The organism is Rubrivirga sp. SAORIC476 (assembly GCF_002283555.1).
Classification (GTDB): Bacteria; Bacteroidota; Rhodothermia; order Rhodothermales; family Rubricoccaceae; genus Rubrivirga.
The window spans coordinates 940,261-962,933 of record NZ_MVOI01000006.1; the positions used below are offsets into that span (position 1 = coordinate 940,261).

Below are 22,673 nucleotides of genomic sequence, written 5' to 3' on the forward strand. Positions count from 1 at the left end.
GGCCAGGCTCAGACGGGGTGTATCTTCCGCGCGTGGTTCTGTGCCCGGCATCCGGTGTCGGGGCGAGCCTTCCCTTCGCTGCGCCTGCGTGGCCCCGGGCCGAGCCTCTCTCGTCCGCCGCCGCCTGCCCGACGCCCCCGCGTCCGGACCTGCGCCCCATGCTGCACGTCGTGCTGTACTTCGTCCGCCTCGTCCTCCGCTGGGTCGCCCTCCTCGCCGTACGGCCGGGGGCGCTTCCGGCCGTGGCCGCGGCGCGACCCACCGCGCCTCGCCTCCCCGCGCGCGCCCAGGCCTCCGGCACCGCCGTCCCCGTGGACGGCCGCCCGCCCGCCCGGCGCCGCGCCGCGCGTCCTTTGGACCGCGCGCCAGAGCGCGAGCGCGACGCCCCAAACCCCTTTGAAAAAGCAGATTGTCATCAACGCGAGCAAGGATCGCTCGCGGATCGCCATCGTCGAGAACGACGAGCTGGTCGAGCTCTACGTCGAGAACCCCGATAACGTCCGGACGATCGGGAACGTCTACCTCGGTCAGATCCAGAAGGTGATGCCCGCCATCCGGGCGGCCTTCGTCGATGTCGGCCAGAAGCAGGACTGCTTCCTCCACTTCTCGGACCTGACCGACAACCTTCCCCAGTTGCTCGCGCTGGCTGGTGAGGACGTGCCTGGCCTGAACGAGCCGGTCCTGTCGCTGGCCCCTGCGAAGCGCGTCGCCGACGACGAGGACGAGCCCGACGTGGAGGACGCCCTCGAGGTCGAGGCCACCGAGCCGGAGTCGTCCACCAAGAGCCGGAGCCGCCGGCGCTCCCGTGGTCGCGGCCGGAACCGCCGGGGACGCGGTCGCGGGCGTTCTGAGGAGGAAGAGGAGCAGGAGGAGCAGGGACGACGTCGCCTCCCGGGCGTGATCGACCTGAGCTCGCCTGCGCGTCGCCCGTCCCGCCAGCGCGCGCCGGAGCCCGAGGAGGAGGATGAGGTGATCGAGGACGCCCCGACCGCAGAGGTCGAGGAGGCGCCCACCGCGGAGGTGGAGGAGACTCCAGCCGAGGACGCGCCCGCCAAGCCGGCATCCCGCCGCCGCACCAAGAAGGCCGAGGCGACGGAGGAGATCGAGGCAACGGAGCAGACCGAGGTTTCGGAGTCCGATGACGAGGACGACACGGCGGAGGCCGGTCAGGAAGGCTCCTCGAAGAAGAAGCGTCGCCGTCGCCGCCGAGGCGGCAAGGGGCGCGGATCGGACGCCTCCGGTACCGACGGCGAGACTGCAGAGGAGACCTCGGGCGCGACGCCGGAAGCCGACTCTCCCGAGGCCGATTCGCAGGACGCCGAGGAGGCGCCGACACCCAAGCGCTCCCGTCGCAAGAAGGCCGACGCGCCCGTCGAGCCGGAGCCCGCCGCGGAGACGCCCGAGGCCGACGATGCCGAGGAGGCGCCGAAGCCGAAGCGGTCCCGCCGCAAGAAGGACGCCCCGGCGGCCGATGCCGAGGAGGAAGCCGACGACAAGGGCCAGCGCCCGGGCGACGTGTCGCCTACGGGCCGCAGCCGCCGTCCCACCAACCCGACGACGGCGGAGGCGACCGATGATGACAGCGAGGAGGAGTCCGCATCCAGCAGCAAGCGCCTGCCGGCCACGCTCGACCTGACCTCCTCGGCCTCCAAGCCGTCGCGGTCGCGTCGCAGCCCCGAGCCCTCCGACGACGACTCCGACGAGGAGGCTGAGCCCTCGGGGCGGAGCCGCCGCTCCCGCGGGGGCCGCTCGGCGGAGCCGAAGGCGAACGACACCGAGACGGAGGACTCCTCCGACGACACCTCGTCGCGTTCGCGCCGGGGCCGCTCCCGCTCGTCCTCCGACGACTCCAAGGGCGACGACTCCAAGGGACGCAGCCGCCGTGGCGGCCGCTCCTCCGACGACGCGGCGGACGAGAAGGACGCTGCCGACAGCGAGTCGGGCAACCGACGCCGCTCGCGGGGTGGCCGCTCGTCCAGCAACGACGACTTGCCCGCCTCGGACACGTCGAAGGGCGAGGACTCGTCCAGCGGAGGACGGCGCGGGCGTTCGTCGTCCGACCGGTCGTCCTCGGGTCGGTCCTCGGACCGGAACGCGGGTCGGTCGTCGGATCGCTCGAACGGCCGCTCCTCGGACCGCTCCTCCGGGCGGTCGAACGGGTCGCAGAAGAACGGGCCGATCCCGCCGAACGAGGAGCTGCTGCGGCGCTCCGGCAAGATCATCGTCAAGATCACCAAGGAGGCCATCTCCACCAAGGGGCCGCGCGTCTCGACTGACCTGTCGCTGGCGGGCCGCTTCCTCGTGCTCGTGCCCGCGGCCGACTACGTGGCCGTCTCGAAGAAGATCGAGAGCGCCAAGGAGCGCCGCCGCCTGCGGACGCTCGCGACGAGCCTCAAGCCCGATCGCTTCGGCGTCATCGTGCGGACGGTCGCCGAGGGGCGCGACGCGAAGAGCCTCGACACCGACCTGCGCCTGCTGGTCGACAAGTGGCGCAAGATCGAGCAGAAGCTCAACGAGAACCCCGAGCCGCCGGTGCTGCTGTACCAGGACGTGAACATGGTCTCGTCGGTCATCCGCGACCTGTTCTCGGAGGACTACGACCGGATCCTGGTCGACGACCCGAAGGTGTTCAAGAACGTCCAGGCCTACGTCAAGGCCGTCGCGCCGCAGATGGCCGACAAGGTGGAGCTGCACACCGGGCGCGCGCCCGTCTTCCGCTCGCTCGGCATCGAGAAGCAGGTCGAGGAGGCGTTCTCGAAGCGCGTCAACATGCGCGGCGGAGGCTACCTGTTCATCGAGACGACCGAGGCCATGCACGTGGTCGACGTCAACTCGGGCCGTGCGGGCCGCGGCAAGTCGCAGAAGCAGAACCTGATCGACGTCAACGTGGAGGCGGCCCGGGAGGTCGCCAAGCAACTCCGCCTGCGCGACCTCGGCGGCATCATCGTGGTCGACTTCATCGACCTCAAGTACGACCGTGACCGGAAGAAGGTCACCGACGTGCTCAAGCAGGAGTTCGCCAAGGACCGCGCGGTGACGAAGCTGCTGCCGATGTCGGACTTCGGGCTGGTCCAGATCACGCGCCAGCGCCTGCGCCCGTCGATCACGGCCAACGCGACCGACGAGGACGGCAACCCGCTCGACGCCGCCGACGCGGTCGCAGCTGCCGGCGCCGGGGAGATCCGCCGCCAGGGCCAGCAGGCCTACGTCGAGCCGGAGCCGCAGCCGCAGTCCACGGAGCCCGCTACCGAGCGCCCCGCGCTCGCGCCGGAGGATGCGTCCCCGCGCGCCCTCTCGGGGCGTCTCCGCGGCTGGCTGGACCACTACCGCCAGACGGTCGACGAGAAGTACAAGCGGCGGCCCATCGTAGTGCGCGTCCACCCGCTGTTCGGCGGCTATCTCCGAGGCGGCTTCCCGTCGCTCCTGATGCGCTGGCGCCTGTCGCTGCGCGGCATCACGTTCGTGCTGGAGGAGGACGCCACCGTGGACCCGCTCACGTTCGACGTTCGCGACCAGAAGTCGGGCAGGACGCTGCTGAAGAAGTACACCCCGTAGTGCGCGGACCGTGGAGCGTGGGGGAGACACCTTCCCTGCGCTCCGCGGCCTGCGACCCACGTATGAAGCCCCCCGCCGTCGTCGCTGCGTTGGAACAGGCCCTGCGCCAACTCGGCGTGCGGGTGCGGCGTGAGCGGGGCGGATTCCGGGGCGGCCTGTGCGTGGTCGCGGGCGAGCCGGTGCTGGTGCTGAACCGACTCCACCCGGACGAGGCGCAGGTGGCGGTCCTCGCCTCGGCGCTGCGTGAGCACGGCGGCGTGGACGAGCTCTACCTCCGGCCCGCGGTGCGTGCCGCGCTGGAGGACGCGTGGGCTCAGGCAGACGCCGGACAGGAGGCAGACGCCGGACAGGAGGCCGACGCGGACGCCGAGGCCGGATGACCGGCCCTGCGCTCACGGTCACGTTGCTCGGCACCGGCACGTCCACGGGCGTCCCGGTGATCGGGTGCGACTGCGCCGTCTGCACCTCCGACGACCCACGGGACGCGCGGCTGCGGACCTCGGCGCACGTCGTCGCGCACACCGAGGCGGGCGACGTGCACCTCCAGATCGACGCGGGGCCGGACTTCCGGGCGCAGGCGCTCCGGGCAGGCATCACGGCGGCGGACGCGCTGGTGATCACGCACGAGCACTTCGACCACGTGGTCGGGCTGGACGATCTGCGGCCGCTGTTCTTCCGCAACCGCGCCCCGATCCCGACCTTCGCGCTGCCGCGAACGGCGGACGCGCTGCGGAGCATGTTCCGCTACATCTTCGACCGGACGTATCCGGGAGCGTCGCTGCTGGACCTGGCGGAGGTGGACGGGCCGTTTACCGTGACCAGTCGCGAGCCGGGGGTGTCCGCATCGGTGGCGGTGCGGCCGATCCGGGCGCCACATGGGACGTTCGAGGTGCTGGGCGTCCGCATCGGCGGGTTCGCCTACCTGACGGACGCGGGGGCAGTACCGGAGGAGACGCGGGCGCTGCTGCGCGGCGTGGACGTGCTGGTGCTGGACGGCCTCCGGCCGGAGCCGCACCCGACGCACCTGACGTTCGCCGAGGCGGCCGAGGTGGCGGCGGACGTGGGGGCGCGCGAGACATGGCTCGTGCACGTGACCCACATGGTGACGCACGAGGCGGCGGACGCGATGCTGCCGGCGGACGTCCGGCTGGCGTACGACGGGCTGGTGCTGGAGGTGGAGGCGTCGACGTGATCGAGATTCGAACTGAGACGGCGGCGGACCGGGCGGCGGTGCGCCGCGTGAACGAGGCGGCGTTCGGGCAGGCGGACGAGGCGGACCTGGTGGACCGGATCCGGGAGCGGGCGGCGGGTTACCTCGGCCTCGTCGCCACCGAGGCGGGGGAGGTCGTGGGGCACATCGCGTTCAGCCCGGTCGGAATCGACGGGCACCCGGGCGTGTCGGTGTGGGGGCTCGCACCGATGGCGGTGCGTCCGGATCGGCAGCGGGCGGGCGTCGGCTCGCGGCTGGTGCGCGCGGGGCTGGCGGCGTGCCGGGCGGAGGGTGGGGAGGCGGTCGTCGTGCTGGGGCACCCGGCGTACTACCCGCGCTTCGGGTTCGCGTCGGCGGCGGGGCGGGGCATCGGGAATGAGTACGGGGCGCCGCCGGAGGCGTTCATGGTGCTGGAACTGGTGCCGGGCGCGCTGGACGGGGTCGCGGGGACGGCGCGCTACGACCCGGCGCTGGCGGGGTGACTCGGTCGGCCTCGGCGCCGAGGCGGGGCAGCTTCCAATGGGATGCCGCGTGCAGTGCGCCCCTCGATCCTCCATCTCCCACTCTCCATCCTGCCCTGCAACCGGCCGGGCTACCTTGGCGGGCCTGCCATCGCACCCATGTCCGACTCGCCGCGCCCCGGAGTCCTCGTCCTCAACGGGCCCAACCTGAACCGCCTCGGCGTCCGCGAGCCGGACGTGTACGGGGCGCTCACGCTGGCCGACATCAAGGCCGACCTCCGGAAACAGTTCCCGGGCCTCACGCTGACATTCGCGCAGCACAGCGGCGAGGGAGACCTGATCGACGCGCTCCACGCCGCCGACACGGTGACGACGGCGGGCGTCGTGTTCAACCCCGGTGGCTACGCTCACACGTCGGTCGCCCTGCGGGATGCCATCGCGTCGATCTCGACGCCGGTCGTGGAGGTCCACATCTCGAACGTGTACGCGCGGGAGAGCTTCCGCCACACGTCGCTGCTGTCGGCCGTCTGCGCGGGCGTGATCACGGGCTTTGGCGTCGCCGGGTATGCGATGGGCGTGGGGCACTTCGCGGGGCACGGCTGATGGCGGAGCGCCCCGAGGACGCCGACGAGCCGTCCGCGCCGGAGCCGGAGTCGGTCGCCGAGCCGCAGAACGAACCGTCGCCGGACGACGCCCTGCGCCCGGCCGGGCTGAGCGCGCCCGCCGAGGGGGCCGAGATGCTCGCCGAGGCGGACGCGGCGCCGGACTCGCCCGCCGAGGAGGCGCTGGAGGCCGAGCGGATCCAGGATGCGGCGGAGAAGGACCCGTCGGCGTCATCGGGCGGGTCGGGGGCGCTGCTGGTGGCGGCGGGCATCTTCGCGAGCCGGGTGATCGGGCTCGTGCGCGACCGCGCCGTGGCGTACTACTTCGGCTCGGGCGCCTTCGCGGACGTGTACCGGCTGGCGCTGCGGGCGCCCAACTTCCTCCAGAACCTGCTCGGCGAGGGCACGCTCTCGGCGTCGTTCATCCCGATCTACAGCCGGATGCTGGAAGAGGGGCGGGAGGAGGACGCCGGTCGCTTCGCAGGCGCCATCTTCGGGTTGCTGGCGGCGGTGGCCTTCGGGGCGGCCATCCTGGGCGTGCTGCTGGCCGAGCCGTTCGTGGCCGTGATCGCGTCGGGCTTCCTGGGGGACGCCGACAAGGTGCAGGCCGGGACGCTGGTGGTCGACCGGTTCGACCTCGCGGTCCGGGTGGTCCGCCTGACGTTCCCGATGACGGGCTTCCTCGTGCTGAGCGCGTGGTGCCTCGGCGTGCTCAACAGCCACCGGCGGTTCCTGCTGTCGTACTTCGCCCCGGTCGCCTGGAACGTGGCGCTGCTGGCGGCGCTGTTCGGCGGTGCGTACCTCTACCTCGACGACCCCTTCGGGGTGGGCCGGGTGGATGTCGTGCCGGCCGACCAGTTGAGCCAGCTGCTCATAGCCGTGTTCGTCGGCGGCATCGCGGGCGGCATCCTGCAGTTCGGCGTGCAACTGCCGCTCGTGCTGAAGCTGCTGACGGGCTTCCGGCCGAGGCTGTCACTCCAGGTGGAGGGCGTCCGCGAGGGCATCAAGGCGTTCGTGCCGGTGGTGCTGGGGCGCGGGGCGTACCAGCTCTCGGGGTACCTGGACTTCTGGCTGTCGACGTTCGTGGCGGCGGGTGCGCTGGGGGCCATCGGCTACGCGCAGACGCTGTACCTGCTGCCGATCTCGCTGTTCGGGATGAGCGTCGCCGCGAGCGAACTGCCCGAGCTGAGCCGCATCTCGCGCTCCGAGTTGGGCGCGTTCCTGACGCGCGTGAACCGGTCGGTCCGGCAGATCTTCTTCCTGATCGTCCCGACGGTGGTCGGCTACCTGGGCTTCGGGTCGCTGGTGGTCGGCGCGTTCTACCAGACGGGCCAGTTCGCGGCCGACGACACGTGGCAGGTGACGCTCGTGCTGGCGGCCTACTCGCTCGGCATGGTGGCGACGACGGCGGGGCGGCTGCTGCAGAACGCGTTCTACGCGCTGAGCGACACCAAGACGCCCGCCAAGATCGCCGTCTGGCGCGTCGCGGTGTCGGCCGTAATCGGCGGCGCGCTGATGTTCGTGCTCGACCGATACAGCGTGACCGACGTGGTCGGGATCGCGTCCGAGGGCGACCCTCTCCGCCTCGGGGCCGTCGGCCTCGCGCTCGGCTCGGCGGTGGGTGCGTGGGTGGAGTTGTGGCGACTGGTGGCGGCGCTCAAGACGCACGACCCGGCGTTCCGGTTGCCGTGGGGACGCGCGGTGCAGATGGTGGGCCTCGCCGGTCTGGCCGCGATCCCGGCGACGCTCGTGATGGGGTTCGTGCCGTCGACCCCGTTCCCCGTGTGGGCGTATGGAATCGGCGTGATCGGCGTGTTCGGGATCAGCTACATGGCGCTGGGCCACCTGTTCGGCTTCGAGGAGTCGGACGCATGGGTCGGGCGGTTCCTGCGCAAGCTGAAGCGGTAGGGGAGAGGCGCAAACGGCCTCGGTCGAGCCCTGAGATGTGAGAGGCATGTGACGCCGTCGGGCTGGCCCGCGGCCGAGGGGCGGGAACGCGCCGGGGCGGTGCGTGCGTTCTCGCCCTCCCACCACCTCTGTTCTCATGATGTCTCGTCTTCTCTTCGCCGTGCTGGCGCTCGCGCTCAGCAGCTGCGCCACGCTCGGCGGCGCCAACTACTACTCTGTCGACGAGGAGTGGCAGGCTGGCCGTCAGCTGGAAGCCCAGCTTCGGACCCAGCTCCCGCTCACCAACGATGCCACGCTGACTCGCTACGTCGACCAGATCGGGCAGGCGATGGCCCGCCAGACGCCCCTCGGCAACCGCCAGTGGAAGTTCTTCGTCGTCCGCGACGACGCGATCAACGCGTTCAACGTGCCCGGCGGGCTGGTGTACGTCAACACCGGGCTGATCGCGAACGTCGGCAGCGCGGGCGAGCTGGCGGGCGCCATCGCGCACGAGGTGGCCCACGGCGCCGCGCGCCACGGCACGAGCCGTCTCTCGAAGGCGCAGGAGGCCAACATTCTCGCGGGCGTCCTCGGCGGCGGCGGCGGGGTGGAGGGCATCGCGGCCCAGATCGCGGCCCAGGGCGCGTTCGCGTCGTTCTCGCGGTCCGACGAGCGCGAGGCCGACCGTCTCGGGGTCCAGATCATGGCCCGCACCGGGTACGACCCGGACGGCCTCGGCGACCTCCTGGAGCGCCTCGCGAGCCAGGAGCGAAGCGGCGGCACGGCGTTCTTCCGCACCCACCCGCTCTCGTCCGACCGGATGCAGACAGTCCGCCAGCTCGCACGCCAGTATGATGGCCGGGGGCTGCGGATGAACGACTCCCAGTTCGCCTCGGTCCGCCGCCGCGCGGCCCAGCTCTAACGCGCGCCGCCCGCGCCGAGGCGTCTCGGCGCGGGCGGAGGCTGGGAGGAGCCGGTCGTCACGGCTACCCCTGGGCGAGCGCGGCCAGCGTACCGACGGCGTCGCTCACGGCGCGGCGCTTCCCGTCGGCGTCCGTCGACGCGTCGGCGACGGGCGCGGTGGCGCGGCGGGCCGGCTCGGTGCAGTCGGCGCACGAGCGGGCCAGCCACTCCGTGGCCGCCTCGACCGCCACCCCGGCGGCGTCGCGGCGCTGCGCGGCGGTCCAGCGCTCGTCGAGCTGCGGGAGGGCCCACGCCACGAGGTCGGCGCTCGGGTTCTCGGCCTCGATCAGGATGGCGGTGTAGCGCTCGATGGCGTCGAGGTCGTCGGAGCCGTTGCGGGCATGGAGGTTGAGGAGCTGGGTGGCCACCATCTGGCGCAGGTGGAGCCACTCGATGCCCTCGTGAGCCGCGAGCAACTCGGCGGCGGCGCGGTCCTTCTCTGCGAGCGGACGCTCGGAGCGGAAGAACCACATGTAGGCGGTGTCCGTGCCGGGGACGATCTCGTCGAGGGGCTCGAAGTTGCGGCGGATGAGCGTGTTCAGTTCGTCCACCGTCCGGCCCTCCTTTAGGGCGTCCGGGTTGCCGTAGATCGCATGGTTGACCGCGTGGACGGACGCGCCCGGTGTGATCTGGGAGGTGGGGTCGGCGTCCAGTACCGTCTCGCAGGCGGTGAGGGTGAAGGCGAGCGCGGTGAGAGCGCTCAGTCGGAGAAACAGAGTCATGGGTTCGAGAGATGGGTTGGAGAAGGGAGCGCTAGCTGCAGGAGCCCGCGCCGTAGTGGGCGCTGAGGAGTTCGCCACCGCAGTAGTAGCCTGCAATGCCGTACCCGGCGTTGCCAGGATCCTCGCTGAAGACGATCTCACAGCCTCCGCCGAGGTCGAACGTACAGGTCTCGCGAGCGAGAGCGGCAGGCGTGAGAGCCGTCAGGCCCAGAAGCCCGATGAACAGGGCGGTCACCGCCCGTCGTAGAGAGTGTTGCATAACACGTTGTGGGTTACGAGGGGTTAAAGAGCGGTGGGGCTGGAGAGATTATAGGGGGCAGGCAGTGGGTCACAAATTTTTCTTTCTACGTCGCTGTGGTGTCACGTGTGTGGATGTCTGTGTACAGACGCGGGGTCAGGATGGAGCACGGCACCGGGCGGACAGTGGGCGCGCGTCAGATTCACCGCCCGGCCATCCCCTGAGAGTCGAACCACGGGCATCTTTCCGTCCCCTCCAGATCCTCCCGTGCCCCACGCCCTCGCCGACTACGCCTTCGACCTGCCCGACGGCCTGATCGCCCAGCGCCCGGCCGAGCGGCGCGACGGGTCGCGGATGCTCGTGCTGCACCGCGCCACCGGCGCCCTCGAGGACGCCCGGTTTGCCGACCTCGGGCGGTACCTGGAGCCGGGCGACGCGCTCGTGTTCAACGACACACGCGTGGTCCCGGCGCGGCTGGTGGGGAAGCGGCCGACCGGCGGACGCGCCGAGCTGTTCCTCGTGGAGAAGGCCGCCGATGGCACGTGGTCGGCGCTCGCCAGGCCGGGGCGTCGGCTCACGGCGGGTGGGGAGGTGGTCTTCGGCGACGGGCTGACGGCGGTCATCGAGGGCGTGGAGGACAGCGGCCGGCGGCGCATCCGGATCCTCCGCGACGGGGAGCCGCTGGACGCCGCCGCCGAGGAGGCCGCGTTGGAAGCCATCGGCCGGATGCCGCTGCCGCCGTACGTCGACCGCGAAGCGGACGCGACCGACCGCGAGCGCTACCAGACCGTCTACGCACGCACGCCAGGCGCCGTCGCCGCACCGACGGCCGGGCTTCACTTCACGCCCGGCACCGTCGACGGCCTGCGTGAGGCGGGTGTGGTGACGGCCGAGGTGACGCTCCATGTGGGGTACGGCACCTTCGAGCCGGTCCGCGCCGAGGACCTGCGGGACCACCGCGTCGCCGCCGAGCGGATCGAGGTCTCCGCGACGACGGCGGCGACGCTGAACGACGTGCGGGCGGCCAGGGGGCGCATCGTCGCCGTCGGCACCACGTCGACGCGTGCGCTCGAAACGGCGGCCGACGCCGAGGGACGCTTCCACCCGGTCTCCGGCCCGACCGACCTCACGGTGACGCCGGGCTACCGCTTCCGCGCCATCGACGGCCTGCTGACCAACTTCCACCTGCCGTCGTCCTCGCTGCTGGTGCTGACGGCCACGTTCGGAGGGCGCGAGGCGGTGATGGCGGCCTACCGTCACGCAGTCCGCGAGGGCTACCGGTTCTACTCGTATGGCGACTGCATGCTGATTCTCTGAGGCCCGCGACCCAGAAGCTGAGGGTTTCCCCCACAGGGCGCGAACCGAGGGGGAGGCGGGGAGAGGTCCAGTGCTCCGTTTCTGCCTCCTGGGTCCGGATTGCAGCGATCCAATTAGCGGAATAGGCCGATCGCATGTAGGGCCGGCGTGCCATTCGGCAGGGGTCAAGTGGCGGGTGGAGGGACGCGGAGCGGGGCTTGTACGCGGGGGGGCTGAAGCCGCCTCCCCTCCCCGCCGATACCCCGGGCCCCCCGCCGTACTCATGCCCGATCGTCCCCCTCACTCCCGCCCCGTCCCGCCGCTCAGCGGCGCGTACGCCTCGGCCGAGGACGCCGTCTTCGAGGACCTGTCGTTCTCCCGAGACCCCGCCTCGGGCGACGGGTCGGCCCGCACAGGGCCCGAGGCGCCGCCCGAGGCGCCACGCTGGGAGACCGTGCACGAGGCGCCCTCGTCCGATGCCTACCCCGTCGAGCCGCCCCCCCCGGCTGCTGTGCCGCCGGTGACCCAACTCGGCGACCCGTTCCGCGACAGCGGCGATGGGGCCGCCACGCTGGGGTACGACCCGGACGACGGCTTCCGGATCGACTTCGACGAGGCGCCGTCGACCGCGCTCGCGCCGATGCGGCCGTCCGTGCCCGCGCACCGCCCCGCCAGTCTCCCTGCGCTGCCTCCCACCACCCCGCCGCCGCCCGCCGCGGCGCCGCGCGACGAGGCCCGAGATTCCGTCCGCCGGACGCTGCGGATGCTGCGGCGCCACTGGCCGCTCATCCTCGGCCTGACGCTGCTGGGGCTGCTCGCGGGTGCGCTCCACGCGTTCCTGACGCCCCCCACCTACAAGGCTCACAGCGTGCTCCTGATCGCCCCGGGCGACGGCGAGCGCGTCGGGGGCGCGGCGATGGCACCGGGCGAGGACATCTCCCGCGTCGTCAACCAGGGGCTGGTGCTTCAGCAGGCCCCCCAGATCGCCGAGCGGACCGCCGAGACGCTGCTCCGCCAGCCCAACGCCGAGGCCCTCACCGTGGTCCAGGCCGCGGGCGCGTCCTACGGTACCCCCGTCACCGCCGACGCCCTGGCCGACTTCCTCCAGGAGGAGGTGGTCACGATCGGGCAGGCCGCCGACCAGGCCGACGCGATCCGCGTGGAGGCCGAGGCAGGCGGTGCTGAGGAGGCCGCCCTCATCGCGCGCCTCTACACCGCCGAGTATGAGGCCCTCACGCAGTCCACCTCCCGCGAGCGCTCCACGCGCACCCGCGAGGTGCTCGACGAGCAGATCGCCCGCCGCGAGGGCGAGCTCTCCGAGATCGAGAGCCAGTTGCAGCGCTACATGACCTCGCAGAACGCCGCCGGGCTCGACGAGCAGACGCGCGTCACCGTGAGCCAGATCGGACAGCTCCAGAGCCAGCTCGACTTCGCGCGCGTCGAGGCGCAGACCAACCGCGCCCGCCTCGCGCAGCTCCGCGCCGACCTCGCCTCGATCCCGGAGCGCCTGGAGCGCAGCGCTGACGTGCCGTCCGTGGTGGAGACGACCGACCTCGACACCGAGATCGCACGTCTGGAGCGGCTCCTGGAGCAGATCTACGAGCAGAACCCCGACCTCCGCGGCGACCCGGCGGGCCACCCGGACGTGGCCCGCATCGACGGCCGCCTCCGCGACCTCCGCGCCGACCGCCGCCGCCGCATCGGCAACCAGACGGACGCCGCGGTGGCCGCGGGCGGCCTTGATCTGTCCAGTGAGGGCTCTAACGGCCGCGCCTACGTCGCCGAGCTGCAGCGCCAGATCTCGTCCGTCCAGGCCGACCTTGCGGGGGCCGAGGCGCGTGCGTCGACGCTCTCCCAGCGCCTCGGCGAGGCCCGCGGGCAGCTCCGCGCCGTGCCCGGGCAGTCGATGGAGATCGGGCAGCTCGAGCGCCAGCGCACCACCACCGAGACCACGCTCACGCAGCTCCGCCAGGAGTATGACCGCGCCGAGCTGGCCGAGACCACCGAGTTCGGCTTCGCCCAGGTGATCCGCGAGGTGCAGGTCCCCCGCGACAAGGCGTCTCCGAAGCCGCCGCTGTCGCTCGCGCTCGGCGGCATCGCGGGCTTCCTCCTCGGGCTGGGCCTCGCCTTCCTCCGCTTCCAGACCGACACCCGCGTCCGCACCCCCGACGAGCTGAAGGAGAAGGGCTTCGCCGTGATCGGGACCGTGCCAGACGTGACGGCGGCCCTCCGGGGCGGTCGTCAGGAGATCGAGGGCACCGCCATCCACCCGGGCCTGGTGACGCTCACGCACTCGTTCGGCCCCGAGGCCGAGGCGTTCCGCCACATCCACGCCGGTCTGTATGCCGGCGGCGGGGCCCACCCGCAGGTGGTCCTGGTCGGCGGCCCGGAGACGCACTCGGGCAAGAGCCTCGTCGCCGCCAATCTCGCCGTCGCCGCCGCCCAGGCGGGCCGCCGCACGCTCCTCGTCGACGCCGACCTCCGCCACCCGGCCGTGGGCGACCTGTTCGGTCTCGGCGCGCACGCGCCCCTGGGCGAGGGGCCGCCCGAGTCCAACCTCGTCTACTGGAGCACCGCCGTCCCGAGCTTGCTCGCGATGACGCCCCGCGAGATGGCGACCTCGCCCGACCAGATGTGGGCGCCCCACAAGATCGGCGCGCTGCTCCAGAACCTGCGCGAGGCGTTCGATCTCGTCATCGTCGACACGCCGTCGGCGCTCGCCACCGCCGACGCGACGCTGCTGGCGCCTCACGCCGACGCCGCCCTGCTGGTGGCCGAGGCGGGCAAGACCGACCTCGACGCGATGACCCAGGTGGCGACCGAGCTCTCGGGCGTCGGCCTGACGCGCGTCGGGGCCGTCCTCAACCGGTTCGACCCGCGCGGCGCGGTCGGCTTCAAGGCCACGGCCGGGATTCGCCACGCCCCGCCGACGGGCCGCTGAGCCCACCGGGCTGAAGCGTGCCGCGGTCCCGCCGATACCTCCCGTCCCCTGACTTCTTCCGTCCCCATGCGTCGCCTCGTTCTCCTCGCCGGCCTGCTGCCGGCTCTCGCCCTCGCCCAGCCCGTCGACCCGTACGGGCGTCCGGATGCGTCCACCGACCGGCCGGTCACCCGGATCGGCCAGAGCGAGCAGACCGTCAGCAGCGCGCCGGGCTACTACCGGCACCACCTGCCCGGCGAGGCCACGATCCAGGTCCGCGTGGAGGGCTCTGTCGTCAACCCCGGCCTCTACGAGGTCGCCGACGAGACCAACCTCGGCGACCTGCTCGCGCTGACCGGCGGCCCCCGCATCGACGTGCGCGACCGGCAGAGCGACCGACGCGTCGAACTGCGCCTCATCCGCCCGGGCACCGGGCAGGTCTACGGCGCCCTGCTCGTGGACGCGGTCGCCAACCCGTCGGTGATCCCGCCTCTGCTCCACCAGGACGCGCTGCTGGTCGAGGTCATCGACCGCCGCCGGTTCGGATGGCAGGACGGCGCCACGCTGATCGGCGCCGCGGGCACGGTCGCGTTCCTGTTCCAACTCCTGACCCAGTAGGTCGCTGCTGGTTACCGCACGACGACCGAGGAGCCCCCGGGGTCGGTCTGACAGCTCGGTGACGGTTCCCCCATCGATGGCCCTCTCGATCTCCTCTGTCCGTCAGGCTCTGCACGGCTCCTGGCTCCGCCAGGGGGTATGGTCTGTGCTGGATCAGGGGTTGTTCGCAGGAGCCAACTTCCTGGTGAATGTGCTGTTGGCTCGCTGGCTGACGCCCGACGCCTACGGCGCATTCACAGTCGCCTTCGTGGTGTTCTTACTTGCAGGAACCGTCCACGGCGGTCTCCTGATTGAGCCCATGCTCGTGTTCGGGCGCGGGCAGTTCGAAGGGCGCACCGCGACCTACCTGCGCGAGCTGTTGCGCGCACATGCTGGCTACGCGCTCGTCTCCGGCGGCGTGCTCATGGTGGTGGCACTGGTTTGCTGGATCGTCGGCTCTCCTGGCTTCGCGGCGTTGTTCGGTACCCTGGCTGTGGCGCAAGGGGCCATCCTGGGGCTGTGGCTCTTGCGGCGTGCGTGCTACCTGGTGTCCCGGCCGGCGTGGGCGGCGAACGCAGGACTCCTGTACCTGCTCCTGCTGACGGCCAGTGCCGTTGGGCTTTACCAGGTCGACGCGCTGACCGGGGTGACGGCCCTCTGGCTGATGGCGGGGGCCTCCCTGGTAGCCTCGGTGCTGCTGGCGTTCCGGCTCGGAGTCTTCGGTGCTCGTCGCGAGGCGGACCTGGCCAGGCAGGCCCGCGCATCCCACATCGAGTATGGCCGGTGGGCGGCGTCCACGGGCGTGCTGGAGTGGGCGCAGCTCGCCGTGCCCTTTCTCGTCCTCCCCCTGTTCGTCGGCCTCGACGGCAGTGCCACCCTCCGGGCCTTGTTCAACCTCGCCATGCCCGCCGCCCAGGGCTTCGCGGCGCTCGCTACGATGTGCCTCCCGCTGTTGGTCCGCGCCCGGTTCGAAGGCACGTTCCGGCAAAAGCTGATCGTGCTCGGGAGCGGGTTTGCCGGCCTCGGCCTGCTGTACGGCCTGCTGGTCCTCGGCTTCGGCGGGCCCGCCGTGCTGTGGTTGTACGACGGAGCCTACGTCGCTACGCCTGGAATGCTGATCTGCCTCGCGCTCGTCCCCGTGACGGTCTCGATTGCCAACGTTCTCACGACTGCCGTGCGGAGCGCCGAGCGGCCGTCGGCTGTGTTCCGTGCTCGCACTCTGGCCCTCGGCGTGACCTCGACGGTCGGCGTCGCACTGACGGCGGTCCTCGGGGTGCTTGGCGCGCTCATCGGAGAAGTCGTGATGCTCCTCGCGGAGATCGTGGCTCTCGTTCAGCCCGCTCGTGCCGTTGCCGCGCACCCGGATCCGGTCGGACTGCCGATCACCGAAGACGGCCCCGACACGGCCGCCGACGCTCAGGTAGCCTCTCTCGAGTCGGCATGGATCTGACCTACGCCCCCCCTGCGGACCTACAGGCCCGTCCTACGATCGCGACGCGCTACGTCGGCGCGCTGGGGGTCTGCCTGCTCGGCTACGCCCTTCTCGGAAAGACGTTCGCCTACGTCGGGGTGGCACCGGTGTACATCGGCGAGGTGATGCTGGCGATCGGGATCGGGGTCGCGCTCACCATGGGACGGATCGGTCAGGCCTTCAGCGCGTGGCCGCTCCGACTGTGGGCGCTTCTACTCGTCTGGACCCTCATCCGGACTGTGCCATATGTCGCGATCGAGGGCATCGACGCCCCTCGGGACGCGATGGTGGTCGTGTACGGGCTGTATGCCGTCGTGGTCGCCTCGGTGCTTCTCTCGGAGCCGGAACGGCTCCGGGACCTGATGGCCAAGTACCGCTCGCTGGCGGTCGTGATGCTCCTACTGGTCGGTGCCGTATATGGCGTCACCAAGTTGCTGGGTGGTGGCATGCCGACGCTTCCCTGGGCTCCGGAGGTGGCGTTGCTCAATGCAAAGGGAGGTGACCTGATGGTCCAGATGACGGGCATCGTCGCGTTCCTCATGCTCGGCGGGATGCGCCTGTCCCCCTGGGCGGTCGCGCTGGCCGTGTTCAACGTCAGCGTCATCATGGTCAGCAATCGCGGAGGCATGGTGGCCTTCGCCCTGGGCATGGGGCTGGTGTGGCTGATGCGGCCGTCAGGCACAGGAGCCACACGGTTCGTGTACGCCATGGCTCTCCTCGTGATCGTGGCGGCGCTCGTCGGCCCCATGATCGACGTCAAAATCCAGGGCGGCACCCGGTCGATCTCCATTGAGCAGGTCGTCGAGAACGTCCGCAGCGTGTTCGGGAACTCCGGCTCGAACGCGCTCGATGGCACCAAGCGCTGGCGACTCCTCTGGTGGGGCAAGATCGTCGACTACACCTTCTCGGGGCCGTACTTCTGGACGGGGAAAGGCTTCGGGCTCAATCTCGCAGAGTCGGATGGCTTCACGCTCGGTGAGGTGGACGAGGGGCTCCGGAGCCCCCACAACGGTCACATGACGATCCTCGCGCGATCCGGTGTGCCGGGCCTGGTGCTCTGGACAGCGCTCCACCTGTCGTGGTTCGGCATGGTGCTCTTCGCATGGGGACGCGCGCGACTGCAGGACCACCGGCGCTGGATGGCGCTCTTCGCGTGGTTGGCCGGCTTCTGGGTCGCGGCCCTCGTGAACGCGTCCTTCGATGTCTACCTCGAAGGGCCGATGGGCGGCATCTGGCTCTGGTCGGTCATCGGTGCGGGAGTCGCCGCCGTCCGCCTCCACCGCACCCGTCCTGAGCTGCTCGACCCGCTCGACCTCACGCTTCCTCGAACCTCCGATGTCCACAACGCTCGCTCCGCCGCCCCGTCGTTCTCGTGGTTCTGACGTCGTTCCGGGTGCGAAACCACCCGGCGATGTGCCCGTGACGGTCCTGCTCGTCCACAACGTCTACCAGAAGCCTGGAGGCGAAGACGCTGTGTTCGAGCGCGAGGGTGCCCTGCTCGAGGAGCAGGGGCACCGCGTCCTGCGCATGAGGCTCCACAACGATGCTGTCGAAGGCATGAGTCGCGTCGCCCTCGCCGGGCGGACGCTCTGGAGCCGGGACGCCTACGCAGAGGTCCGTCAGATCGTCGAGGCGGAGGGGGTGGACGTGGTCCACGTCCACAACACGCTTCCGCTGGCGTCGCCCTCGGTGTTCCATGCGGCGCACGCGGGAGGGGCGGCTACGGTCCACACCCTGCACAACTACCGCCTCGTATGCCCCGGCAACCTGTTGCTTCGAGAGGGCGCGATTTGCCACGACTGCGTCGGCAAGGCGTTTGCCACCCCTGGGATTCGGCACGGGTGCTACCGGGGAAGTCGGCTCGAGACCGCGGCGGTCGCGGCCACGACGGCCGCCCACCGCGCACTCGGAACGTGGGACCGAGCCGTCGACCGCTACATCGTGCTGAGCGAGTTCGCCCGCGACCTGTTCTGTGAGGGAGGGCTGCCGGCAGACCGCATCGCGGTGAAGCACAACGCCCCCGAGATGGACCCTGTATCGGCACCAGGGGGGGCATCCGTGCTGTTCGCGGGGAGGCTCGCCAAGGGCAAGGGGATCCCCGTGATTCTGGAGGCCTGGGCCGCCGACCCGACGCTTCCAGGGCTTCGGATCGCGGGCGACGGAGAGATGGCCGACGAGGTGCGTCGCGCCGCTGAGGCCGATCCCAGAATCGAGTGGCTGGGGTGGGTCGGTGGCAAGGATCTCCTTTCCGTAATGGCCTCCTCGGCTGCGCTGCTCGCGCCGTCGGTCTGGTACGAAGGCTGGCCCCTCGTCGCCGTCGAGGCAATGGGGATGGGCACGCCGGTGATCGCGACCGGTCACGGTGCGTTCCTCGAGATGATCGTGCACGGCGAGACGGGCCTGCTGATCCCCCGTGGGGATGCCCATGCTCTCGCTGCTGCCGTCCATGATCTGCTCGGGGACCCCAGCCGCCTCGCGGAGATCCGGCGGAAGACGGCCGCCGAGTTCACGAATCGGTTCTCCCGGGAAGTCAACTACTGCCAACTCCGCGACATCTACGCCGACGCGATCGCCCAGTTTACCGCCGGCTGACGTGCCTGACGACGCCCCCCGCATCGCCTTCGCTGTGCCCGTCTACAATGGCGCGCGGTACCTGCCCGAGGCGCTGGCCGCGCTCCAGGCCCAGACCGAGACGCGCTGGGTCGCCGTCGTCACCGACAACGCGTCGACCGACGACACGGCTGCCATCGTGCGGCGCGCGTCGGTGGAGGACCCGCGGATCCGCTACCACCGCAACCCGACCAACCTCGGGGCCAACGGCAACTTCAACCGGTCGATGGCGCTCGCCGTGGAGACCGGAGCTCCCGCTGTGAAGTGGGCGGCCCATGACGACCGCCCCCGGCCGGAGTACGTTGCACGCTGCCTTGATGCCCTCGACGCCCGCCCCGAGGCCATCGGGGTCCACACCGCGATCATGCTCGTCGACGACGACGGCGCGCCCTACCCGTACGACGCCACACGTGGCGGCTTCGCAGACGGTGAGGGCGTCTGGGCATGGACGCGGGAGACCCAGGTGGCCTTCGCCGACCCGGACCCCGGTGTGCGCCTGCTCCGGTTTCTCCGGGACAAAGCGGGCCAGTGGCTCATCTACGCCGTCTTCCGCTCTGACGCCGTCGCCGCGACGCGCCCTCTCACGATGCCCGGCGTTGAGGATGCGTTCTGCGCCGAACTCCTGTTGCGAGGGCCGCTGGCGTTTGTCGAGGACCCGTTGTTCGAGCAGCGCCACCATGCCCGGAGCGCGCGGCACCTGTCGCGGCGCGACTACATCGAGTACGAGACGGGCGTCCGCCCGACGGGCCTGATGCTGCCGTCGGCAGGGCGGGCAGTCGAGTTCGCTCGTGCGATCCAGCGCGCCCCGCTCGCAGGGGCTGGCCGACGCTCGGCGTGGAGCGCGCTCGCACGCTTCGCGGTGGGGCCGGAGCGTCTCCGCAACCTGGTGGTCCCCGGACCCAACAACTACTTCGGCCTCGGGGCGGGGTAGGGGCCTACGCGGGACGCTCCACCTTGTCCCGCACCGCCCGCCCGAGATCCAGCAGCCACTTGGTCGGCGTCCGGCTGGGAACGCCGAGGGTGCGCCCGAGTCGGTCCCGCCACGCGTCGGCGGGCAGGATCCAGAACCAGGACGCCTCGTCGCGGACGGCGCGAAACAGCCGCCGCAGTCCCAGGCGCTTCTCGTTGGGCAGGTGCCAGATCATCATCCGCTCATGCCCGGGCCGGACGTTTGCGCCAGTGAACCAGGTATAGATGCGGTCGATGAACGGGTCTGCAGTCCCGACCGAATACCCCAGCCGGTGGTAGACGAAGCTCAGCAGGTGCGCCTCCTCGTTGAACTTGGGCAGCCCGGCCTCATGTCGGCGCAGCATCTCCGGCCAGAGAGACGCCGCCTCGTCGGTGACGGCGCGAAGTGCGTCCCGCGTGCCCGCGACGATCTCGCCGCCGACGTACGCCGGGATCGGGTCGGCACCGTCACCCGAGAAGCCGCCGAGGTCGGCGTAGATGCGGCCCATCTGGCGGGGCGTGAGGCCGTTCTGCTCCTCGTCCGGCCCAATGCGGGCGTCGAAGGTCAGCGCGCCGTGCGTGCGTGCGGCCTCCACGAGCGGCCCGACGGGGCGCGTGAATACACAGTCCGAGTCGAGCAGGATGCCCACCGCGTCCGCCTCGGGCAGCGTGTCGGCGAGGTGCGTCGCCACGTCGAGGACGTAGAACTGGTTGGCCCATGCGCCGAAGTAGCCCGCCGGGGGCTTGGACGCATACGGGAGCACGATGTGCTCGACGCCGTGCCGCTCGAGAAAGCCTGCCGTGTCGAACCCGTCGATGTCGGGGATGGTCGGCTCGTTGGTGTAGAGCCGATGCACCGCGTCCGAGTTGACGCGCACGCTGGCCGCGAAGAAGTCCACGACGCAGCGCCAGTAGACGGCCTGGAACCAGGTCGAGGACGAGCGGCCGCCGACCTGCGGGTAGATGCTCTCCTCGCCCTCGCGCTCGGCGTAGAACCAGGTGGAGATGATCGGGGCGGACATGGACAGGGCGCTGGGAGTCTCGGGTATCGGCCAGGTGGCGAAGGTCTGAAATCTGCACCCGGACCCGGGGCGTGATCGGGGACGCTACCTTTCGGCCCGTCCCGTAGCCCCGCCGCCGCCCCGTGCGCGAAGCCGTCTTCGTCCGCCGCCGCGCCCCCACGTGGCGCGCGATGGAAGCCCTCCTCGACGCCGACGCCCCGGCCGACCCCGACGCGCTGGCCGACGCCTACGTCCGCCTCGGCGACGACCTCGCCTACGCCAAGACGTTCTTCCCCGGCTCCGCGGCGGCGGCCTACCTGAACGACCTCTCGGCGCAGGCCCACGCCCGGATCTACCGCAACCGCCGCGAGGAGCGCGGGCGGCTCGTCCGCTTCTGGACGCACGAGGTCCCGCTGGCCGTCTATGAGGCGCGCGGTGCGCTGCTGGCGTCGCTGCTGCTGTTCCTGGGCGCCGTCGGCGTCGGCATTCTCTCCTCGATGGGGGATGGGTCGTTCGCCCGCCTCATCCTGGGCGACGCCTACGTCAACATGTCCCAGGCGAACGTCGAGGCGGGCGACCCCTTCGCGGTCTACAAGGACGCCCGCGAGCTGGACATGGTGCTGGGTATCGCGTTCAACAACGTCCGGGTGTCGTTCGTGGCCTTCGCGGGGGTGCTCCCGGGGGCTCCCGTACCCGGCGCGTCGGTGGGCACCGGCTGGATCCTGATCTCGAACGGCATCATGGTCGGCACGTTCGCCCACCTGTTCGGCGCCGAGGGGCTCACGCTGGAGTGGCTCCGCGTGGTCATGATCCACGGCACGCTGGAGCTGGCCGCCATCGTGATCGCGGGCGGCGCCGGACTGACCATGTGGAACGCCCTCCTCCTGCCCGGCACCTACCCCCGCATGACCGCCCTCCGGCGCGGCGCCAGGCGGGGCGTGACCATCATCGTCGGCCTCGTGCCCGTCTTCCTGATCGCGGCGCTCCTCGAAGGCGTCGTCACCCGGCGCACCGAGATGCCGCTCGCCGCGAGCCTGTTCGTGATCCTGGGCTCGCTCGCCGCGCTCGTCGGATATTTCGTCGTCCTCCCGGCCCTCCGCGGCCGCGCCTCCCATGCCTGACGCCTACCCCGACCGTGGCGAGATCCGCTTCCGCGCCCACCGCGACGTAGGCAGCGTGATGAACGCGACCGTGGCCTTCCTCCGGGGCAACGCCCGCGAGTTGCTCACCAGCTACGTGGCTCTCGTCGCCCCGGTGGCCCTCGCGGGAGGCATCGCCCTCGGCCTCTACTTCCACCAGATGGGGGGGATGTTCGCCGACCCGATGGCGATGGAGAGCGACCCGTTCGCGATGTTCAACCTGACCTACGCGGGGCTGATCGTCTTCAGCCTGATCGGCACCGCGCTGACGACGGCCGCCGCGGCCGCGTACGTCCGCCTGTACCGGGAAGGGATGGCGGGCGAGATCACCGCGGGCCTGCTCTGGGAGGAGGCGAAGGGGCTCATGCTGCCCGTCGTCGGGCTGTCCGTGGTGTACGGCCTCGTGGTCTCGTTCTCGGCCGTGATCGCCATCGTGCCCTGCCTCGGCATCCTGGCATGGTTCGCGTTCGTCGTCTGGTCGATCCCTTACTTCGCGGTCACCCTGGCCGCGCGGATGCTCGATGAGCCGACGCTCCTCGACGCCTACCAGCGGGCTCGCGACCTCGTCAAGGGCTCCTGGGGACCGACGTTCGGCGCGCTCTTGCTGGCGTTCCTGCTGTTCTACGTCGTCATCATGCTCGTCTCGATCCCGCTGTACGTGGCGCTGATGGTGATCGGGATCAACACCGTCGAGACCGACCCGGCCCAGATGTTCTCGCTCATGGGCGCGGTCATGGCGCCGCTGCAGGTGATCTCGTACGCGGGCTACCTGATCCCCCTCGTGGCCATGTTCTTCGTCTACGGCCACCTGGCCGAAGAGATGGACGGCACCAGCCTCTCCGACGACCTCGACGTGCTCGCGGGCGACGCACCGCTCGACGGCTGGATCGCGTCCGCCCCCGCCCCCAGCCGCCCGGCCCCGCCCGCCTCGACGCCGCCGTCGGACCTCCCCGATGCGCCCGAGGCGGACGGGCCCGACGCACCGGACGACCCGCCCGGCGGCTTCCGGGGGGGCGGCTTCCGATCGTGACCGGACGGGTTCTGCGGCGTCCT

At 71.3% G+C, this 22,673-nt stretch carries 19 protein-coding genes; 16 read left to right on the top strand and 3 right to left on the bottom strand.

Translation table 11 applies throughout. The features are described from left to right. Positions 1-396 precede the first annotated feature (396 nt). The 7 genes from B1759_RS20045 to B1759_RS15455 all read left to right on the top strand — a co-directional run bounded on the left by B1759_RS20045 (position 397) and on the right by B1759_RS15455 (position 8,637). Entirely contained in the window at positions 397-3,555 is a 3,159-nt protein-coding gene (locus tag B1759_RS20045; RefSeq protein WP_198948922.1) for an Rne/Rng family ribonuclease, read from the top strand. A gap of 62 nt (positions 3,556-3,617) precedes the next feature. Next, complete coding sequence (locus B1759_RS15430; protein WP_198948924.1) at positions 3,618-3,935, top strand: hypothetical protein; 318 nt, start codon at positions 3,618-3,620, stop codon at positions 3,933-3,935. Then, the gene (locus tag B1759_RS15435; RefSeq protein WP_095515940.1) at positions 3,932-4,747 is read left to right on the top strand and encodes an MBL fold metallo-hydrolase; all 816 of its coding nucleotides are present in this window, start codon (positions 3,932-3,934) and stop codon (positions 4,745-4,747) included. The genes B1759_RS15430 and B1759_RS15435 overlap by 4 nt, the downstream gene beginning before the upstream one ends. Then, positions 4,744-5,247: a GNAT family N-acetyltransferase gene (locus tag B1759_RS15440; RefSeq protein WP_198948925.1), complete on the top strand. Its 504-nt coding sequence runs from the start codon at positions 4,744-4,746 to the stop codon at positions 5,245-5,247. The genes B1759_RS15435 and B1759_RS15440 overlap by 4 nt, the downstream gene beginning before the upstream one ends. A 138-nt stretch (positions 5,248-5,385) precedes the next feature. Continuing rightward, a complete protein-coding gene (gene aroQ, locus B1759_RS15445) occupies positions 5,386-5,829 on the top strand; it encodes a type II 3-dehydroquinate dehydratase (protein ID WP_095515941.1) in 444 nt (147 codons plus the stop codon). Further along, positions 5,829-7,736, top strand: a complete 1,908-nt coding sequence (murJ, locus tag B1759_RS15450; protein ID WP_198948927.1) for a murein biosynthesis integral membrane protein MurJ — start codon at positions 5,829-5,831, stop codon at positions 7,734-7,736. The genes aroQ and murJ overlap by 1 nt, the downstream gene beginning before the upstream one ends. Before the next feature lie 139 nt (positions 7,737-7,875). Next, the gene (locus B1759_RS15455; protein ID WP_158225298.1) at positions 7,876-8,637 is read left to right on the top strand and encodes a M48 family metallopeptidase; all 762 of its coding nucleotides are present in this window, start codon (positions 7,876-7,878) and stop codon (positions 8,635-8,637) included. Between the two features lie 64 nt (positions 8,638-8,701). Here B1759_RS15455 and B1759_RS15460 read toward each other — a convergent pair whose 3' ends face one another. After that, on the bottom strand, positions 8,702-9,400 hold the full coding sequence (locus B1759_RS15460; RefSeq protein ID WP_095515943.1) for a hypothetical protein: 699 nt from the start codon (positions 9,398-9,400) through the stop codon (positions 8,702-8,704). A gap of 31 nt (positions 9,401-9,431) precedes the next feature. Beyond that, positions 9,432-9,659 (bottom strand): hypothetical protein, encoded by a 228-nt coding sequence (locus tag B1759_RS15465; protein WP_143537422.1) that lies wholly within the window; start codon positions 9,657-9,659, stop codon positions 9,432-9,434. Positions 9,660-9,905: 246 nt separating this feature from the next. Between B1759_RS15465 and queA the strand changes: the two genes are divergently transcribed. The 7 genes from queA to B1759_RS15505 all read left to right on the top strand — a co-directional run bounded on the left by queA (position 9,906) and on the right by B1759_RS15505 (position 19,463). Next, positions 9,906-10,955: a tRNA preQ1(34) S-adenosylmethionine ribosyltransferase-isomerase QueA gene (gene queA, locus B1759_RS15470; protein ID WP_095515945.1), complete on the top strand. Its 1,050-nt coding sequence runs from the start codon at positions 9,906-9,908 to the stop codon at positions 10,953-10,955. Between the two features lie 262 nt (positions 10,956-11,217). After that, positions 11,218-13,875 (top strand): polysaccharide biosynthesis tyrosine autokinase, encoded by a 2,658-nt coding sequence (locus B1759_RS15475; protein WP_095515946.1) that lies wholly within the window; start codon positions 11,218-11,220, stop codon positions 13,873-13,875. A gap of 66 nt (positions 13,876-13,941) precedes the next feature. Further along, positions 13,942-14,472 (top strand): SLBB domain-containing protein, encoded by a 531-nt coding sequence (locus tag B1759_RS15480; RefSeq protein ID WP_095515947.1) that lies wholly within the window; start codon positions 13,942-13,944, stop codon positions 14,470-14,472. A gap of 76 nt (positions 14,473-14,548) precedes the next feature. Continuing rightward, the gene (locus tag B1759_RS15485; RefSeq protein ID WP_095515948.1) at positions 14,549-15,901 is read left to right on the top strand and encodes a hypothetical protein; all 1,353 of its coding nucleotides are present in this window, start codon (positions 14,549-14,551) and stop codon (positions 15,899-15,901) included. Next, complete coding sequence (locus B1759_RS15490; RefSeq protein WP_095515949.1) at positions 15,892-17,304, top strand: O-antigen ligase; 1,413 nt, start codon at positions 15,892-15,894, stop codon at positions 17,302-17,304. The genes B1759_RS15485 and B1759_RS15490 overlap by 10 nt, the downstream gene beginning before the upstream one ends. Before the next feature lie 37 nt (positions 17,305-17,341). Next, positions 17,342-18,514 carry a glycosyltransferase family 4 protein gene (locus B1759_RS19395; RefSeq protein ID WP_158225299.1) on the top strand — a complete coding sequence of 391 codons (1,173 nt, stop codon included), beginning with the start codon at positions 17,342-17,344 and terminating at the stop codon, positions 18,512-18,514. Position 18,515: 1 nt separating this feature from the next. After that, positions 18,516-19,463, top strand: coding sequence for a glycosyltransferase family 2 protein (locus tag B1759_RS15505; protein ID WP_158225300.1), 948 nt, complete (start codon positions 18,516-18,518; stop codon positions 19,461-19,463). 4 nt (positions 19,464-19,467) lie between these two features. On the opposite strand, the gene B1759_RS15510 is transcribed toward B1759_RS15505, so the two are convergent. Beyond that, positions 19,468-20,502 (bottom strand): hypothetical protein, encoded by a 1,035-nt coding sequence (locus B1759_RS15510; RefSeq protein WP_095515951.1) that lies wholly within the window; start codon positions 20,500-20,502, stop codon positions 19,468-19,470. A 122-nt stretch (positions 20,503-20,624) separates the two neighbouring features. Here B1759_RS15510 and B1759_RS15515 point away from each other — a divergent pair, with 122 nt between their 5' ends. Together B1759_RS15515 and B1759_RS19400 are read left to right on the top strand one after the other, a co-directional pair. Beyond that, on the top strand, positions 20,625-21,602 hold the full coding sequence (locus B1759_RS15515) for a stage II sporulation protein M (RefSeq protein ID WP_095515952.1): 978 nt from the start codon (positions 20,625-20,627) through the stop codon (positions 21,600-21,602). Beyond that, positions 21,595-22,650 carry a hypothetical protein gene (locus B1759_RS19400; RefSeq protein WP_143537424.1) on the top strand — a complete coding sequence of 352 codons (1,056 nt, stop codon included), beginning with the start codon at positions 21,595-21,597 and terminating at the stop codon, positions 22,648-22,650. The genes B1759_RS15515 and B1759_RS19400 overlap by 8 nt, the downstream gene beginning before the upstream one ends. The last annotated feature ends 23 nt before the right edge of the window (positions 22,651-22,673 follow it).